General features: G+C 32.7%; 15 protein-coding genes and 1 other RNA gene. 1 reads left to right on the forward strand and 15 read right to left on the reverse strand.

What is annotated here, in order from left to right; all coding sequences use genetic code 11:
* Positions 1–264: transposase (locus tag HMPREF3265_RS02275; protein ID WP_141764261.1), on the forward strand; the 264-nt coding region annotated here is incomplete at its 5' end.
* Between the two features lie 68 nt (positions 265–332).
* On the opposite strand, the gene HMPREF3265_RS02280 is transcribed toward HMPREF3265_RS02275, so the two are convergent.
* The 15 genes from HMPREF3265_RS02280 to ruvA all read right to left on the reverse strand — a co-directional run bounded on the left by HMPREF3265_RS02280 (position 333) and on the right by ruvA (position 18,536).
* A complete protein-coding gene (locus HMPREF3265_RS02280) occupies positions 333–1,109 on the reverse strand; it encodes a tRNA threonylcarbamoyladenosine dehydratase (protein ID WP_011275590.1) in 777 nt (258 codons plus the stop codon).
* Between the two features lie 91 nt (positions 1,110–1,200).
* Positions 1,201–1,391: non-coding RNA, 6S RNA (gene ssrS, locus HMPREF3265_RS02285), on the reverse strand.
* A 235-nt stretch (positions 1,392–1,626) separates the two neighbouring features.
* Complete coding sequence (gene aspS, locus HMPREF3265_RS02290) at positions 1,627–3,393, reverse strand: aspartate--tRNA ligase (protein ID WP_070860958.1); 1,767 nt, start codon at positions 3,391–3,393, stop codon at positions 1,627–1,629.
* A gap of 17 nt (positions 3,394–3,410) precedes the next feature.
* Complete coding sequence (gene hisS / locus HMPREF3265_RS02295) at positions 3,411–4,682, reverse strand: histidine--tRNA ligase (RefSeq protein ID WP_070580821.1); 1,272 nt, start codon at positions 4,680–4,682, stop codon at positions 3,411–3,413.
* A gap of 360 nt (positions 4,683–5,042) precedes the next feature.
* On the reverse strand, positions 5,043–5,918 hold the full coding sequence (locus HMPREF3265_RS02300) for an N-acetylmuramoyl-L-alanine amidase family protein (RefSeq protein WP_037536719.1): 876 nt from the start codon (positions 5,916–5,918) through the stop codon (positions 5,043–5,045).
* Complete coding sequence (gene dtd, locus HMPREF3265_RS02305; RefSeq protein WP_070860959.1) at positions 5,915–6,367, reverse strand: D-aminoacyl-tRNA deacylase; 453 nt, start codon at positions 6,365–6,367, stop codon at positions 5,915–5,917. The genes HMPREF3265_RS02300 and dtd overlap by 4 nt, the downstream gene beginning before the upstream one ends.
* Positions 6,368–6,382: 15 nt before the next feature.
* Positions 6,383–8,572, reverse strand: coding sequence for a RelA/SpoT family protein (locus tag HMPREF3265_RS02310; RefSeq protein ID WP_070860960.1), 2,190 nt, complete (start codon positions 8,570–8,572; stop codon positions 6,383–6,385).
* A gap of 367 nt (positions 8,573–8,939) precedes the next feature.
* Entirely contained in the window at positions 8,940–9,458 is a 519-nt protein-coding gene (locus HMPREF3265_RS02315; protein ID WP_037536725.1) for an adenine phosphoribosyltransferase, read from the reverse strand.
* Between the two features lie 21 nt (positions 9,459–9,479).
* The gene (gene recJ / locus HMPREF3265_RS02320; RefSeq protein WP_070860961.1) at positions 9,480–11,753 is read right to left on the reverse strand and encodes a single-stranded-DNA-specific exonuclease RecJ; all 2,274 of its coding nucleotides are present in this window, start codon (positions 11,751–11,753) and stop codon (positions 9,480–9,482) included.
* A 141-nt stretch (positions 11,754–11,894) separates the two neighbouring features.
* A complete protein-coding gene (gene secDF, locus HMPREF3265_RS02325) occupies positions 11,895–14,180 on the reverse strand; it encodes a protein translocase subunit SecDF (protein ID WP_070860962.1) in 2,286 nt (761 codons plus the stop codon).
* Between the two features lie 229 nt (positions 14,181–14,409).
* Complete coding sequence (yajC, locus tag HMPREF3265_RS02330; RefSeq protein WP_011275581.1) at positions 14,410–14,670, reverse strand: preprotein translocase subunit YajC; 261 nt, start codon at positions 14,668–14,670, stop codon at positions 14,410–14,412.
* Positions 14,671–14,685: 15 nt separating this feature from the next.
* Positions 14,686–15,825: a tRNA guanosine(34) transglycosylase Tgt gene (gene tgt, locus HMPREF3265_RS02335; protein WP_070860963.1), complete on the reverse strand. Its 1,140-nt coding sequence runs from the start codon at positions 15,823–15,825 to the stop codon at positions 14,686–14,688.
* Positions 15,826–15,844: 19 nt separating this feature from the next.
* Positions 15,845–16,870, reverse strand: coding sequence for a tRNA preQ1(34) S-adenosylmethionine ribosyltransferase-isomerase QueA (gene queA / locus HMPREF3265_RS02340; protein ID WP_070860964.1), 1,026 nt, complete (start codon positions 16,868–16,870; stop codon positions 15,845–15,847).
* A gap of 12 nt (positions 16,871–16,882) precedes the next feature.
* Positions 16,883–17,878, reverse strand: coding sequence for a Holliday junction branch migration DNA helicase RuvB (gene ruvB / locus HMPREF3265_RS02345; protein ID WP_037536735.1), 996 nt, complete (start codon positions 17,876–17,878; stop codon positions 16,883–16,885).
* A gap of 52 nt (positions 17,879–17,930) precedes the next feature.
* Positions 17,931–18,536, reverse strand: coding sequence for a Holliday junction branch migration protein RuvA (ruvA, locus tag HMPREF3265_RS02350; protein WP_070860965.1), 606 nt, complete (start codon positions 18,534–18,536; stop codon positions 17,931–17,933).

An 18,536-nucleotide genomic window follows, 5' to 3' on the forward strand; every position in this document is an offset into this window, starting at 1 on the left:
TCTATTCATCTTTCAGATGTGTGTCCTAAATTACACCCAGTCATTAGAACTTTAAGACGCTTAGCAGCTGTCATTGAAAATACTATGACATATTCTAACCTGACCAACGGTCCGTTAGAAGGAATTAATAATAAAATCAAACTCATTAAAAGGGTATCTTTTGGTTATAGAAATTATGATAATTTGCGTAATCGAATTATTATAACTTCGCGACTATTTGCCTCAACAACAAAAAAAGAGATTAAACGACCTAAGGTTGCCTAATCTCAATATTGGGACTCATCAGTCCGATTTGACGTAGAGACTTTTAAATTTGATTCATAGTCTATTATTTAAATATTTCCTTTATCCTTAATACGGCGTACAGGTATATTTTTTAAAATGTCGTTTACTACGTAACTCGCACAGATTAATCCTACTGTACTTGGTACAAATGCATTTGATGATGGAGGCATTTGCCCTTTACGATTAATGGCGTTTGCATCTCCAACGGTTGCTTTTACATCTTCACGAATTACAATAGGACTTTCATCAGAAAACACGACAGGTACACCCTTTTTTATACCTTGACGCTTTAGTTTATTACGGATAATTTTAGCCATAGGGTCCATATAAGTTTTAGAAATATCTGCTATTTTAAATCGTGTAGGATCAGTTTTATTAGCTGCCCCCATGCTTGAAATCATCTTAATTCCTCGTTCTAAACACTCTTTCATCAGATGAACTTTATATATTATAGTATCACTTGCATCGATAAAGTAATCAATATCATAATTATTAAATAAATCCTCATATGTCTCCTCAGTATAAAACATGTGAAGTGGTGTTACTTTACAATCAGGGTTAATAAGTTTAATACGTTCTTCCATCAAAGTGACCTTACTTTGTCCAATAGTTGTAGTGAGTGCATGTATTTGACGATTGACATTTGTAATATCTACGTCATCTTTATCGATTAAAATAATATGACCAATATTGGTTCTAGCTAATGCTTCGGCAGCAAATGAACCAACACCACCTACCCCAAGAACTGCAACTGTTTTTTCTTTTAATAGATCTAAACCCTCTTGTCCATATGCTAATTCGTTTCTTGAAAATTGATGTTTCATTTTAAACTCCTTTATAAAAAACAATACGATAACTATATGTTAACAGAAAAAGACAAATAAAAATACGCAAGACATAAAGTCTTGCGTACCGGTAGAGTCCGTGATTGCCGTAGTTATAAAAAGCTTGATCATTCGGCCTGCTATATACAGGTGGGTGCCCTGTTTCTTGTTTTGCAAGTCCTCCAATTGAGGCGTGTGCGCTGCAAGAAAACCTATTGGGCTCCCTGATCAAAAAGTGTTAGGCCCAAATAAAAAGCAAACATACGAACAATACAGATGACTACCTTATGTTTATATATTACCACAGAGGTTTAAATAAAGAAATCCTTATGAACTAGATAGAAATGTATATTTTGTGATTCAAAATTTTAATTATATTAAATTTACATAATATTATTATAGTTTTTATTGGCTAAATATAATTCTGCAACAAAACAAAAAAAACACTAAATAAAAGTCACCAAAATCAATTGTGATTTTGATGACTAATGTATTTATATCATTTTATATGTTAAATCTAATGACGAATACGTAAAGAAAGCTCTTCTAATTGTTTGGCTGAGACTTCACCTGGTGCATCTGTAAGCAAGCAAGTCGCAGAAGCTGTTTTAGGGAATGCAATTGTATCACGTAAGTTTGTACGATTAGTTAATAGCATTACTAAACGGTCTAAGCCTAGTGCAATACCGCCATGTGGTGGTGTACCATATTTAAATGCATCTAATAAGAATCCAAATTGTTCTCTAGCTTGTTCTTTAGTGAATCCTAATACTTCAAACATTTTTTCTTGTAATTCACCGTCTGCAATTCTGATTGATCCCCCACCTAATTCATAACCGTTTAAAACGATGTCATAAGCATTCGCTTGTGCATTTTGAGGTTCTGAATCTAATTTACTAATATCTTCTTGTTTAGGTGAAGTAAATGGATGGTGTGCAGCTACATAACGTTTAGCATCTTCATCATATTCTAATAACGGCCAATCTGTTACCCATAAGAAATTAAGTTTATTTTCATCGATTAAACCTAATTCTTTGGCAATTTTAATACGTAAAGCACCTAAACTTTGAGCTACTACATTTGGTTTGTCAGCGACAAACATTACTAAGTCTCCTGATTCAGCCTGTGTAAGTTCTTTTAAAGTCGCAACATTTGAATCTTCAAAGAAACGAGCGATTGGACCACTCAATCCATCATCAACAACTTTTACCCATGCTAAACCTTTAGCACCATAAATATTTACGAATTCTGTTAATGCGTCCATGTCTTTACGAGTATAATTGTCGGCTGCACTTTTAGCTACAATGGCTTTTACTTCGCCATTATTTTCTACAGTATCTTTAAATACTTTAAAGTCCATTTCACGACCTAACTGCGATACATCTTTAAGTTCCATATCAAAACGAGTATCAGGTTTATCTGAACCATATCGTCTCATCGCTTCTTCATAAGTCATTCTAGGGAAAGGACCTGATACGTCAATGCCTTTAACATCTTTAACAACTTTTCGTAACATTTCTTCACCCATTTCAATCACATCTTCTTGATCAACGAAACTCATTTCAATATCGACCTGAGTGAATTCAGGTTGACGATCTGCACGTAAATCTTCATCACGGAAACATTTAACAATTTGATAATATTTGTCAAAACCACTAATCATTAATAATTGTTTAAATAATTGAGGTGATTGTGGTAATGCATAAAATTCTCCTTCATGAACTCGAGAAGGTACTAAATAATCTCTGGCACCTTCTGGCGTAGATTTAGTTAAAACAGGAGTTTCAATATCGAAGAAACCATTGTTATCTAAATATTCACGAATAGAGCGTGTTGTTTGATGTCTCATTTTGAAAGTTTGTGCCAACTCTGGGCGTCTTAAATCTAAATAACGGTATTTTAAACGGATGTTTTCATCAACATTTTGATTTTCTTCATTAATAGAAAATGGTGGTGTTTCTGATTTATTGATAATTGTTATATTAGAAACTTGTACTTCTACTTGACCAGTTTTAATTTTAGGATTCACAGTATCTGGATCTCTCTTTGTTACTGTTCCCTCAACTTCAACTACATATTCTGATCTTACTGATTCAGCTACACTTAAAGCTTCTTCAGAAAAATCAGGGTTAAAGACGATTTGCACGATACCTTCTCTGTCACGTAAATCGACAAAGATTAAACCACCTAAGTCACGACGATTATGAACCCAACCTTTTAAAGTAACTTTTTGGTTTAAAAGTTCTTCTGTAACTAAACCACAATACGTTGTTCTTTTACTCATTTATATTCTCCTTTTTATTATTTATTTTTTTCTTTAAAATAATTTACTAAGTTATTTAAGTTAATAGTTTCTGTTTCACCTGTTGACATGTCTTTGACATCAATCACTTCATTTTCAAGTTCTTGATCACCGATAACAACTGTATATTGAGCATTCAAGCGATCAGCTTGTTTCATTTGTCCTTTAACTTTACGTTGTAAATAATCTTTGTCGGCTTTTATACCCGATTTTCTGAGTTGATTTAAAAGCTTAACGCTATATCGTTCAGCTTCTTCACCCATAGTAACGATGAAAAGATCAAACGTATCCTCGACGTCCAAATCAATTCCTTCTTCTTCAAGCGCCAATAACAATCTTTCAATACTTAAAGCGAAACCAATACCCGTTTGATTTGGTCCATCTAATAATTCAAGCAGTCCATTATATCGACCACCACCACATAAAGTAGTTATTGCACCATCATAATTAGGATTATCCATCATTAATTCAAAAGCAGTGTGTGTGTAATAATCAAGACCACGTACAAGGTTAGGATCTTCAACATATGAAATACCTAAATCATCTAAGTGAGTCTTCACTTCATTAAAGTAAGCTTTTGAATCGTCATTTAAGTAATCAGTAATTCTTGGCGCATTTTTAACCGCTTCTTTATCTCTATCAATTTTGCAATCTAGTATTCTCATTGGATTTGTGTGTAATCTTGATTTACAATCATCACAAAATGTATCTATCACTGGCTCAAAATGACGTATTAGTGCCTCATTATATTCTTTACGTGAATCAGCATCACCAATACTATTGATAACTAATTTTAAATGTTTAAGGCCGAATGATTCATAGATATGCATCACCATAGCTAGAACTTCAGCATCCATGCTCGGATTTTCAGCGCCAATCGCTTCAACACCGAATTGAGTGAATTGACGGTATCGCCCTTTTTGTTTACGTTCATATCTGAACATTGGCCCATTATAATATAATTTAACAGGCTGATTTGGAATACCTTGCATTTTATTCTCAATGTATGAACGTACAACAGCTGCTGTTCCTTCTGGTCTTAAAGTTATGCTTCTGTCACCTTTATCTTTAAAAGTGTACATTTCTTTTTGTACGACATCTGTAGAGTCACCCACGCCACGTGCAAACAAATCTGTACTTTCAAATATAGGCGTGCGAATTTCTTTATAATTATATAATTTCATTAATTTATCAAGTTGATTTTCAATGTAACGCCATTTACTAGAATCTTCAGGTAAGATATCTTGTGTACCTCTAGGAATTCTAATCACACAATCACTCCTTCTTTGTATTTTTACAAACTCCCTTTAATAAAAAAAGTCCCTTATATAGCATTTCTGCTATACAAGGGACGAATCGCCGTGTTGCCACCCTAATTGTAATTAAATTCGTTAGTAAAACTTAATTACCACTCAAAACGTGTAACGTACGTAAAACGGCTTAATCTATTAAAGCACCTGTTCTTGTGTTCAAAGTAATAAATTACTCAGTATAATCTTACAGCCATGGATTATATCTCTTCACAATATCAATTATTGCTACCTCTTTCATTTACACTTTCAAGAATCATAACGGTATTATATATAAAGTTCACTAATTATAATAACGAGTTTATGCTTAGTTTGCAAGCTTTAAGAGGCAAAATATTGTTTTAAACCATCCACTACAGCTTCTTCTACAACTTGTCGATGAATTTGATCTCGTATCATTACCTCATCTGTTGGATTACTTATATATCCTAATTCTAATAACACGGCTGGCTTATTGGTCTGTCTGAGTACTTGGAAGTTCTCTTGTCGAGTTCCTCTATTAGACAACATGGCTTTCTTTTGTATGTTTGTATTTAACGTTTCAGCTAAAGCTTCTTGATTATTTTTATACCAATAAACAGTTGCACCATTAGCATTAGGACTATCAAGAGAATCATTATGTATACTAATGTATGCGTCACCATTAAGTTTTCTATCATCTAAGCTAACATATGTATCATCAGAACGTGTTAATTTAACTGTTGCCCCCGCTTTTTCAAGAGCACGTCTCAATTCTTTAGCTGTTTTTAAAGTATAGTTCTTCTCCAAACTCTTTTTTGAAGTATTACTAGATGCACCCTGGTCATTGCCTCCATGGCCAGGATCTAAGACAATGACCTTATTTTTCAAAGGGTTTACTTTTTTATTCGCATCCGCTTCAATATTTAAGCTTGTGTGCCATCCAGCTATCCAACCTTTTTCAGAACCATCTCTGCTTTCAACTTCTATCCATTTACCTGATTTACTCAATCTAGTAAACGTATCACCTTTTTCGACTTGGTAAATCACAGGATAAGCAGCATTTGGACCAGTTCGTAATTCAGCATTCTCTGAAACTGTAATTCTATTACTCCCTTGATCACTATGATTCATTAGCATAAATAATAATATTAAAAATAATATAAAAGCACCTACAACAATCAATGTTGTCAGATTTTTAAGGTCATGTTTAGATAACCATGCATCTATTTTGTTCATATTATTTTGCCATCCTGACTTTCATAAATAATAGTAACTGGACCATCATTGATAATTTCAACTTCCATATCAGTACCAAATTCACCTGTTTTCACTTTAACGTCATAAGCTTTTAAAGCAGTGTTAAATTTTTCGTATAACACATTGGCTTCTTCAGGATTTTTTGAATTTGAAAATCCTGGTCTATTCCCTTTACGTACATCAGCATATAAAGTAAATTGAGAGATAGATAAAATTTGACCTTCAACTTGTTGGATATTTAAATTAAGTTTGCCATTTTCATCTTCAAACAAACGAGCGTTAATAATCTTTTTAGCAACTGCATCTATATCTGCTTCTGTTGTATCCTTACCTATTCCGACTAAAAGACAGAAACCCTTGTCGATTTCATTGTGAATGCTGTTATTTATAACTGCTGCTCTTTTTACTCTTTGTACAACTACTTTCATATTAATAGCACCTCATTAATTCCAAACTCTTGACACTGTATATACATCACTTAATTGTTTTAGTTTTTCAACTACACGGAATACATCATTAACATTATGCACCATAACACTAATAGTGATAATTGCATTCTTATCAGTATCAGACCGTCCATTGATTTTAATAATACTTCCGACTGTAGAGTTAACGGCTTGTATTACTTCATTTAATAAACCATTACGATCATATGCACTAACTTCTAAATCTACTTGGTATCGTTGAGTAGAATCTTTAGATTTAACCCACTCAACTGCTATTAATCGTTCTGTTTCATTTTTAACATTTGGACAATCTGTACGGTGCACTTTTATACCATGTCCTTTAGTGATATATCCTACAATATCATCTCCAGGGATTGGATTACAACATTTTGAAAGCTTTATCAATACATTCTCTATACCTTCGACATAGACACCACTATCAGTGATGATATCATCTTTAATTGGAAGTGATTTAATAACTTCCTGCGCCTCGTTTAGCGCTTTTTGTTTATCTTGTATACGTTGTCTTTCGGTCAATTTATTAACAACCTGTAAAGCTGTTACACCACCAAATCCAACTGCTGCAAATAGGTCATCATCATTAGCAAAATTGTATTTCTCATTAACAACTTCTATATTTTTATCAGTTAAAATATCATCTACTCTAAAGCCCTGTTCTTTAATTTCTGATTCGACCATAAACTTACCTTTTTCAATGTTAGATGAACGGTCTTGTTTTTTAAAGAAACCCTTAATTTTACTTTTAGCACTTGATGATTTAACTATCTTTAGCCAATCTCTACTAGGTCCATAAGAGTGTTTACTTGTACGAATTTCAATAATATCTCCGGTTTGAAGAACATAATCAATAGGAACAATTTTACCATTAACTTTTGCACCAATCATCTTATTTCCGACTTCGCTATGAATAGCATAAGCAAAATCTATTGGGACCGCACCATAAGGCAATTCAATAACATCACTTGCAGGTGTGAAAGCGTACACTTTATCACTTTGTAAATCATATTTCAGTGATTCCATAAATTCTTGTGCGTCAGATGATGTATGATCAGCTTCAGCTAATTCTTTTAACCAATTTAATTTATTTTGAAAATCTTGATTCTTCTCATTAACTGTTTTTCCTTCTTTATATGCCCAATGAGCTGCAACACCATGTTCAGCTATTTCATGCATTTCATATGTTCTAATTTGTATTTCTAAAGGGTCACCATTAGGACCAATGACAGTTGTATGTAGAGATTGATACATATTCTGTTTAGGCATGGCAATATAATCTTTAAATCTTCCAGGCATTGGTTTCCATAATGTATGGACTAACCCTAAAATTGCATAACAATCATTAATAGAATTTACAATTACACGAATAGCTAATAAATCGAATATTTGATCAAACTGCTTTTTCTGCTTCATCATTTTTCGGTATATGCTATAAATATGTTTAGGTCTACCGCTAATTTCTCCAGTGATGTCCATTTTAATCATTTCTGTTTGAATTTTATCTATTGCATTAGCGATATAAGCTTCCCGTTCACTACGCTTTTTCTTCATTAAATTGACAATACGGAAATACTGAACACTGTCTATATATCTAAGTGCAGTATCTTCTAATTCCCATTTAATCGTATTAATACCTAATCTATGTGCCAATGGTGCATAAATTTCTAGTGTCTCTTTAGAGATACGCACTTGTTTTTCTCTAGCCATAGCTTTTAATGTTCTCATGTTATGTAATCTATCGGCTAATTTGACAAGTATCACTCGAACATCTTTTGCAATTGCAATAAATAGTTTACGATGATTTTCTGCTTGTTGTTCTTCTTTAGAACGGTATTTTACCTTTTTAAGTTTAGTAACACCATCGACAATTCGCGCTATTTCTTCATTAAACATATCTTTAACATCGTCAAATGTATATGGCGTATCTTCAATGACATCATGCAGAAAGCCTGCCACTATCGTTGGACCATCTAAACGCATTTCTGTTAATATGCCCGCTACTTGAATAGGATGCATGATATACGGAAGACCATTTTTGCGGAACTGTCCTTGATGGGCTTCATAAGCTATATGGTAACTTTTTAGGACATATTGATAATCATCAGTTGACAAATATGATTTAGCTTTATTTAGCACCTCATCAGCGCTATATGGATACTCGTTATTCAATATATGACACCCCAACTCATTTGTATTTCAAATACTCAACTCATATTCGAATTTTTGAAAATTAAGAAAACATACATTGTCCTTCATTAATCCGAGTATATCATCTATTTAGATATAGTAATGCGAGTATTACTTTAATTTTATCAAATGTTAAAAGAACTACAAAAGCCTTAACATTTTTATAAATAATAGTTCTATGATACTACAAGTTTTTAAAAAAATAAATGGTGTTACGCTGAAATCAAATCAAGTAAACAATTTAACGAAAAAAAGGGAATGAGATAGAATCCCATTATGAATTCATTATCTCATTCCCAAAAATTGTTAGACATTAAAAGCATGTACTATGTCTTTTAATTATAGTCACCTATTCATCATATGAAATTAAACTCATCACATCATAATCTTTAATTTTTTCAATACCGTTTAAATATTTAAGTTCAATTATAAATGCAATACCTACGACGATTCCTCCTAGTTTTTCAACTAGTTTAATTGCCGCCTCTATAGTACCTCCAGTAGCTAATAAGTCATCAGTTATAAGAACACGTTGACCTGGTTTAATTGCATCATTGTGCATTGTAAGAACATTTGTACCATATTCTAAGTCATATTCATATCGGATAACTTCACGAGGTAATTTACCCTCTTTTCTCACGGGCGCAAAACCAATACCCATTGAATAAGCTACAGGGCACCCAATTATAAATCCTCTTGCCTCAGGACCTACAACTATATCAACGTCTCTCTCCTTAGCATATTTTACAATTTGATCGGTAGCATAACCATAAGCTTCCCCGTTATCCATAATTGTTGTTATATCTTTAAAACTGACTCCCGGTTTAGGCCAATCTTGCACTTCCGAAACATATTGCTTTAAATCCATATATCTATTTCCTCCTATTTACTAACCCTTCTGTGATTTGATCCAAGTTTTTAATTGCGTAAAATCATCATAAAGTAAAAGTTTCTCAACTTCCATTCTGGATTGTCTTAATTGATAAACACGACTTGTTTCAATATTTTGTTTGTTAGCATTATCTACAATTTTAATTATACCATTTTCGTCAGTTACAAAACCTAACTCATAAAATACTTTAAGCATAAATTTTAAAATATTAGGTTTAACATTCAAATGTTGACATAGTAACATACCCTCTTGTTCAAGATTGGTTTCTTTTTTGGTCATTAGCGCTTTGAAACAGCTTTTAAATTGATGTGACGAGGGCATACCATCAAAATATATACTCTGCTGATGTTGCAAAACTAAATAGAGTTGTGAATAATTTAAGTTTTTGAGACTATCTTTAAGACTGTCTAAATCGTTTGGCAAGTCTCTTAAAATTACTACTTCATGTTCTTGATCGATTTTATCACCATAATAATAGTAATTATGATTCAATTTTTCTTTTTTAGGGTGTATTAAAAAAACAACTCTAGTATCGTTTGGGTCTATATTTAATTGTTTATGTTTACTTCGGTAATCTAATATTTGTTCTTTATTCGTTGCTATATCTTGAATAATAAACTGTGGTGATTGATTTCCGTTCCATTCATTGATTTGTAAATTTCCTAGTAGATTGATTGGTTGACCAGGTTCAATTTGAGTTGCTAATTGACCATTTTTCCAAAATAGGCTTTGTAATTGTAACTGACCGGTTACTAATTTCAAATGGTTTTTATCTTTTCCAATTGCTCTAACATCAACGACTTCATTATCATCAATTTCCAATAATGGTTTTTCAAAGTCTGTGCCAAATGGACTTAGTCTTTGAATATCACGAATGTTATTTATAGAAATATCATTCTCTTCTAATTTAACTGATACATGTTTTGTCGGCTCTAGTGACGTATGTTCTGATAATTTAAACATCCAGTCATTCAATCCTTGCTCTAAAGCTTCAATATAATCTATTTCCATAGTCATACCCGCAGCCATATGATGACCACCAAACTTAGAAATTAAATCTTGATGTGCACTCAAAATTTCAAACATTGAAACTTGTTCTATACTACGAGCTGATCCTTTAGCATGATTTTGTTCTAAATCAATATTCAGAATTAAGGTAGGTAATGCATATGTCTCAACAATTTTAGATGCTACTATACCTAAGACACCTTCATGCCAATTTTCTTTAGCTAATAGTAAAAATTGATTGCCATTATTCACTTTTTCTTCAGCAATGGCTAGTGCCTCTTCAGTTATCTGAGCTACTATTTCTTTACGTTCAACATTAAAATGTTCTACTTGTTCAGCTAGAAATTCAGCTTCTTCTTCATCCTCGGACATTAATAACTCCGCAGCTAACGATGCATCCTCTAATCTACCAACAGCATTAAGTCGAGGCCCTATAATAAAACCTACAGTTTCTTCGTTAATCGTGTTATTATAACCAGCTTGATTAAGTAATGCTTTAATTTGAATTGGACAGCTTTGATTTAAAAATGATAAACCTTGTTTTACTATAGAACGGTTTTCATCTGTCATTGACACTAAATCTGCTATAGTACCAATCGCAGCTAAACTTACAAAATAATTAGGAGGATTGTCTAATAAAACTTGAGATAATTTGTAAGCTACACCAGCACCGCATAAAAAGTGAAATGGGTATTCATATTCTGGATGCATTGGATGAACGATGGCATATGCTTCAGGCAAAGTACGTCCAATTTCATGATGATCAGTTACTATGACATCAACTCCTAGCTTTTGTACCATTTCAATCTCTTTATGACCTTGTATGCCATTATCGACAGTTATGATGAGAGACACGCCTTCATCATAGGCATTTCTAAATGCAAGTTCATTAGGACCATAACCTTCTGAAAATCGATTAGGAATATACCAACCCACTTCAGCACCTAATGTCTGCAATGTATTAACTAATATAGTTGTAGAAGTGACACCATCGGCATCATAATCACCATATACCAATATACGCTCATTTTTATCAATTGCTTCATTGATTCGAGTCACCGCTTTTTCCATATCACTTAATAGCCATGGATCGTGGTTAATGATAGTTTCATCTAATATAGCTTTAATTGACTCATCATCAGTTATCGATTTACTTTCAAGAAGTTTTTTTATAATCGGTGTTAATTGATATTTTTTTATTAAAGTTTCATTTATGTATTCTGTTGGAGGTTCATAGAGCCAGTTATATTTAGATTTAATCATGTAATTATCCTCCCTTTTTCCAAAAGCCATTATACCGAAAATTCAACTAAATAAAAAGTAAACAACGTTAAGTTGATAAAACTATTAATGATACTAGAAAAAGAGTAGAACATTGAATGCAATGTCCTACTCCCTACTAATTTATACTAAAATCTTTTCATCATTTGATTTTTTCTCTTTGTATACCGTTAATTTACCGTTATCTGCTTTTTTAAGTTGTCGTTTCTTCATTATACCCCATAAAGGTACAGCTATAAATACTGAAGAGAATACACCAGATACTAATCCAATTAATAATGCTAATGCGAAATTGAATAAGCTTGATGCCCCAAATATTAAAATCGCAACTACGACAACAATTACTGTTAAAACAGTATTAACGGAGCGAGTCATTGTTTGACGAATAGAGCGATTAACGATGTCATCGATTTGCTCTGGTTTGGTAATGACTTTAATTTTATGCAGATTTTCTCTTACACGGTCAAATGTTACAATCGTATCATTAATTGAATAACCTACGATAGTTAGTACTGCTGCAATAAATGTAATATCAACTTCCAAACGAAGTAAGCTGAATAATGCAACAATCATAAAGACATCATGCAGTAATGCTAATACTGATGATAGACCCATTCTCCATTCGAATCTTAGTGAAACATAGATAATAATACCTATTGCCGCATAGATAAGAGCCTTCATAGCGTTTTTAGCTAATTCTTGTCCAATCATTGGTGATACTGTATTTACAGTTGGTTTATGACCGTATTCATTGTTCACTTTTTTGTTAAGTTCTACAACTTCATTTTTAGATAAATCTTTCTTAAATTGCACAGTTGCTTGTTTATTCTCACTACCATTTATTTGAACTTGATCTGGAGTTAATCCCATGTCTTTCATCGTACGTTCAACTTTAGGTTGAGACAATTTTGTATCAGAGTCGATATCAACACGCGTACCTGCAGAGAAATCAATGCCTAAGTTTAATTTGAATATACTTAAAATCAAAATACCAACAATCAAAATCAGAATACTGAATCCGATTAATGGTTTGGCTAATTTAACAAAATTCCACTTTTCATATGAAGTTTTAAGATCATGAACATTTACACCTTCATTAATATCATGTCTATTTTTCTTACTAACTCCAAATAGCCAGAATTTCTTCTTAAAGTAATTAGATGATACAAGTAATGATAATAAACCTCTTGATAAAAATACAGCTGTTACAAATATCATAAGAATACCTAAAAGTAACATTGTCGCAAAACCTTTTACTGAACTTTCACCGAAGAAGAATAATACACCCGCAGCAATAACTGTAGTTAAGTTCGAGTCAAATATCGTTAAGAATGAACTCTTGTTTGCTTTAGAGTAGGCTTGTTTTAACGTCCTACCAATTCGCAATTCATCTTTTATCCGTTCATACATAATTATGTTCGCATCTACAGCCATACCTACACCGAGTACGAGAGCTGCTAATCCTGGTAATGTAAGAACACCAGAAATGAAATTAAATGCTATTAATGTAAGATAAATATAAACAGTCAATGAGATGATAGCAACTAAACCAGGTAGCCTATAGAAACCGACCATAAATAGATATATAATTGCTACGCCTACCGCTGATGCAAACATTGTTTTATCAAGTGCATCTTGACCAAACTGTGCACCTACTGAATTAGAATAAATTTCTTTTAAATCAACAGGTAGTGAACCAGCATTTAGTAATTCTGCAATTTGTTTAGCTCTTTCTACACCTTGTTGACCATGGAATCCACCTGAAATTTCAACACTATCTGAATTAATAGGTTGATCTACTGAAGCAGCTGAAATGTATTTACGTTTATCTTCAGTTTTTTCTAACTCTTTATGGTAGCTATCACCTTTTTTATAATCAAGCCATACTACCATCATATTTTCTTGTTTTTTCGAAATTTCTTCTGTTACTTTTTTAAATTTAGCACGATCTTTTAATTTAAATGTAACAGCTGGTTCATTAGTACCTTGCTTAAATTCTTGTTTAGCTGAACCTTGTACAATATCTTTACCAGTTAATTTAACTTTATCATTGGCATCACGAATAGTTAAATTAGCTTGGGAAGATAATATTTTACGAGCTTCATCTGGATCTTTAACACCTGCTAATTGAACTCTAATTCTGTCTGGATCCTCAACTTGAATATGAGGTTCAGATACACCGAGAACATTGACACGATTTTCCAAAGTTCTAGCAGTCGATTGTAAGGCTTTCTCATCAATTTTTTTATCACCATCTAATGGTTTAACTTGATAAAGAACTTCAAATCCACCTTGTAAATCTAATCCAAGATTTACGTTTTTAACTACATTCTTATATGTAAGCCCCATTCCAACGAACAAAACGGCTACAATTAGTATGAATGCAATTATCCTACTAAATTTCTTCACATGAACACCTCATTGTTTACTTATGTACTAAGAATAATCTTTTAATAAACCATGTGCAAGTTAATTAAAAATTACATAGTTATTACATGACCTATATATATTAACATACTACATCTTTTAGTTAAATTAAGATTATTACGCATATACATATAATATAAAAAACTGTCAACATAGTATGAACTTTGTCGACAGTTTTAAATAAATAAATAAATTTCATTTCCCCTTAACTTTAAGAAGGGTCTACTTGTTTAATTGCTGGTTTTTCAAAAGTCATTTCTGTTCCATGACCATTAACTGTGATAACAACTGTAGTTTCATCAACAGCTTTAACAGTTCCTTTCAAACCACCAATAGTAGTAATACGTTGACCAGATTCGATTCGGCTAATCATTTCACGATGTTCTTTAGCACGTTTTTGTTGAGGTCGAATTAAAAAGAAATAAAATACTATAATTAAAATTATAGGTAAAATAAGTGCTGAAACGTTCATTATGTTGTCTCCTTATTAGAAATTTTTAGGGTTTTCTACATTAAGCCCATATTGTTCAAAGAATTCATCTTTAAAATCTAAAAGACAATCTTCTCGAATAGCTTGTCTAATATCTTCCATCAATTTTAGCAGAAAATGTAAATTATGAATAGTAGTAAGACGGATACCGAAAGTTTCTTCAGCTTTAATCAGATGTCTGATATAAGCACGTGAATAATTCTTACATGTGTAGCAATCACAATTTTCATCTAGTGGTTTAAAATCGTTTGCATATTTAGCATTCTTAATTACTAATCTTCCATTTGAAGTCATACATGTACCATTTCTAGCAATACGCGTTGGTAATACACAATCAAACATATCCATGCCACGTATGCTACATTCAATTAATGCATCAGGAGAACCTACGCCCATTAAATAACGAGGTTTATCATCTGGCATATATTGCACTGTATGTTCAACCATTTCATACATAACTGGTTTAGGTTCGCCTACCGACAATCCACCAATAGCATATCCAGGGAAATCTAAAGCAACTAATTCCTTAGCGCTTTGTTCTCTTAAATCTTTATATTCGCCACCTTGAATAATACCAAAGAGTGCTTGGTCCTCTGGGCGCTTATGTGCGTTTAAACAACGCTCAGCCCATCTCGTAGTGCGTTCAATTGAATCCTTAACATACTTATACTCAGAAGGCATAGGTGGGCATTCATCGAAAGCCATCATTATATCTGAACCTAAGTCATTTTGTATTTCCATTGATTTCTCTGGACTTAAAAATAACTTTGATCCATTTGTATGGTGTCTAAACTCAACACCTTCTTCAGTTATCTTACGGAGATTACTTAAACTAAATACTTGGAAACCACCTGAATCAGTAAGAATAGGGCCATCCCAATTCATAAACTTATGCAGACCCCCAGCTTGTTTGATAATATCATTTCCAGGTTGTAACCACAAATGATACGTATTTCCTAATATTATTTTCGCTTCTATTTGTCTTAATTCTTCAGGACTCATTGTTTTAACAGTTGCTTTTGTTCCTACCGGCATAAACATAGGCGTTTCAAAAGAACCGTGCGGTGTATGAACGATACCTAAACGTGCACCTGATTGTTTACAAGTCTTTATATGTTCATAAGTTACTGCTGGCATATTTAATACCTCTCATTCATTAAATAATTAACATCGCATCTCCAAAACTGAAAAATCTATATTCTAGTTTAACAGCTTCTTTATATGCGTTTAAAATGTTTTCTCGACTACTAAATGCTGATACAAGCATGACTAAAGTTGATTTAGGTAAATGGAAATTAGTAATTAAACCATCTATAGCTTTATATGTAAATCCTGGATATATATAAATATCAGTCCATCCACTAACAGCTACAAATTCATTGTAATCACGACGAATAGTCTCTAGAGTCCTTGTTGAGGTTGTACCTACAGAAATGATTCTATGACCTTCTTTTTTTGTTTGATTTAATAAGTCAGCTGTTTCTTGGCTCATTTGATAATATTCACTATGCATTTCATGGTCATTAATATCTTCAACACTTACAGGTCTAAATGTTCCTAATCCAACATGCAATGTTATAAATGCAATATTTATACCTTTTGCTCTAATTTCATGTAAAAGTTCATCTGTAAAATGCAACCCTGCTGTTGGTGCTGCTGCAGAACCACTTTCTTTAGCGTAGACAGTTTGATAGCGGTCAGGATCATCTAACCGTTCTTTTATATATGGCGGTAAAGGCATTTCACCGAGTTCATTTAATCTTTCCTCAAGAATTCCTTCATAATGCAAACGCATGATACGTCCACCTTGATCCAATTCCTCTATACATTCAGCTATAATCTTACCCTCTCCGAAAGACAACTTATTCCCAACTTTAATTCGCTTTGCTGGTTTAAGTAAAACTTCCCAATCATTATTCTCAATTCGAGTAAGCATAAGCATTTCAACTTTTGCACCAGTCTCTTCTTTTAAACCAAATAATCGTGCAGGCATAACACGTGTATCATTTAAGACAAGTGTATCACCAGTTTCCAAGTAATCAATGACATCTTTAAAATGTTTGTGTTCAATGTTACCACTGTGTCTACCTAACACTAACAATCTACTTTGGTCTCTATCTTTTAAAGGGGTCTGAGCAATTAATGATTCAGGCAGGTCATAATCAAATTCCTCAACATTCATTTTTTATATCCCTCATTTATTAAAATTTTTGAAATGTTCGTATGCAAATGCAGTAGCTTTTCTACCTCTTGGTGTACGCTCTATAAATCCTTTTTGAATTAAAAAAGGCTCATAGACATCTTCAATTGTTATACGCTCCTCACCGATTGAAACAGCTATAGTATCAAGACCCACAGGACCACCATCATATTGATTAATGATGCATCTCATCATTTTATGATCAATGTAGTCTAAACCTTCTGCATCTACTTGAAGCAATTGTAAAGCTTGTTTAGTTGTCTCAATATAAATCTGTTCATCTTCATTGACTTGTTGAAAATCTCTAACTCGTTTCAATAAACGATTTGCGACTCGAGGCGTTCCTCGTGAACGTTTAGCTAACTCAGTTGCACTTTCATCATCAATTTTTGTATTTAACACTTCTGCTGTTCGAATTATAATTTCCTTTAAATCATTTTCATTATAATATTCTAATCTCAGATGAACGCCAAATCTATCTCTTAGTGGACCAGTTAAGCTTCCAGCCCGTGTAGTCGCACCTACTAGCGTAAATGGAGGCAAATCTATTCTAATACTACGAGCTTCATCACCTTTTCCAATGATAATATCAATGAAGAAATCCTCCATCGCTGAATATAAAACTTCTTCAACGGTGCTGCTTAAACGATGAATTTCGTCAATAAATAGTACATCCCCAGGTTGCAAACCAGATAGTATTGCTGCTAAGTCACCTGGTCTATCTAATGAAGGACCTGAGACAGTTCTTATATTAACGTTCATTTCATTTGCGATAATATTGGATAGTGTTGTTTTACCTAATCCTGGTGGTCCGAATAGAAGTACATGATCTAATGGCTCTTCACGTAGTTTAGCAGCTTTAATGAATACTTCTAAGTTGTTCTTTATTGATGATTGCCCAATATATTGTTTTAACATTGTTGGTCTAAGTGATAATTCGAAAGAAGTTTCTTCACTATGCAAAGATTGATCAACCATTCTGTCATCCATAGTTTCTCCCCCCAGTTACATTAGTAGTTGTAAATAATATGATTTTTATAATTTAAGACACAAGTGTTTTTAGTCCTAGTTTTACTGCTTCATCAACAGAATCAAATGTTGATTTGTTGAGTACTTTTTCAACTTTAGAAATTTCTCGTTTTGAGTAACCTAAAGCTTCTAGGGCGAGTAATGCTTCTTTAACTAGTTTTTCGTTATTTGAATTTTCTTCATTGATGCTTAAAAGTGTCTCAGTTGTTTCATTTGTAATTTGAACTTTGCCTTTTAGATCCAGCACAATTTGACGTGCAGTTTTCTTACCAATACCTGGAAACTTAGTCAAATAAGCATCATTCTCATTTTCAATTGCTATTTTAACTTCATTTGGTGTACTAGTAGCTAAAATTGCTAATGCAGACTTTGGACCTATACCTGTAACTTTGATTAAACTTAAGAACATATCTTTTTCTTCTTCATTAATAAATCCATAAAGTAACTGAGCATCTTCTCTAACAATTAAAGATGTATAAATTACTAATTCTTTCTCCAAATATTTTTGAAATCGATAGGAATTTGGAGTCTGAATTTCATATCCAACCCCATTAGTTGATTCAACAACTACATGAGTTGGAAATAATTGCGTCAATTTACCTCTAATATAAGCGTACAT

Origin of the sequence: Staphylococcus sp. HMSC62B09, assembly GCF_001839115.1 — a bacterium.
Classification (GTDB): domain Bacteria; phylum Bacillota; class Bacilli; order Staphylococcales; family Staphylococcaceae; genus Staphylococcus; species Staphylococcus haemolyticus.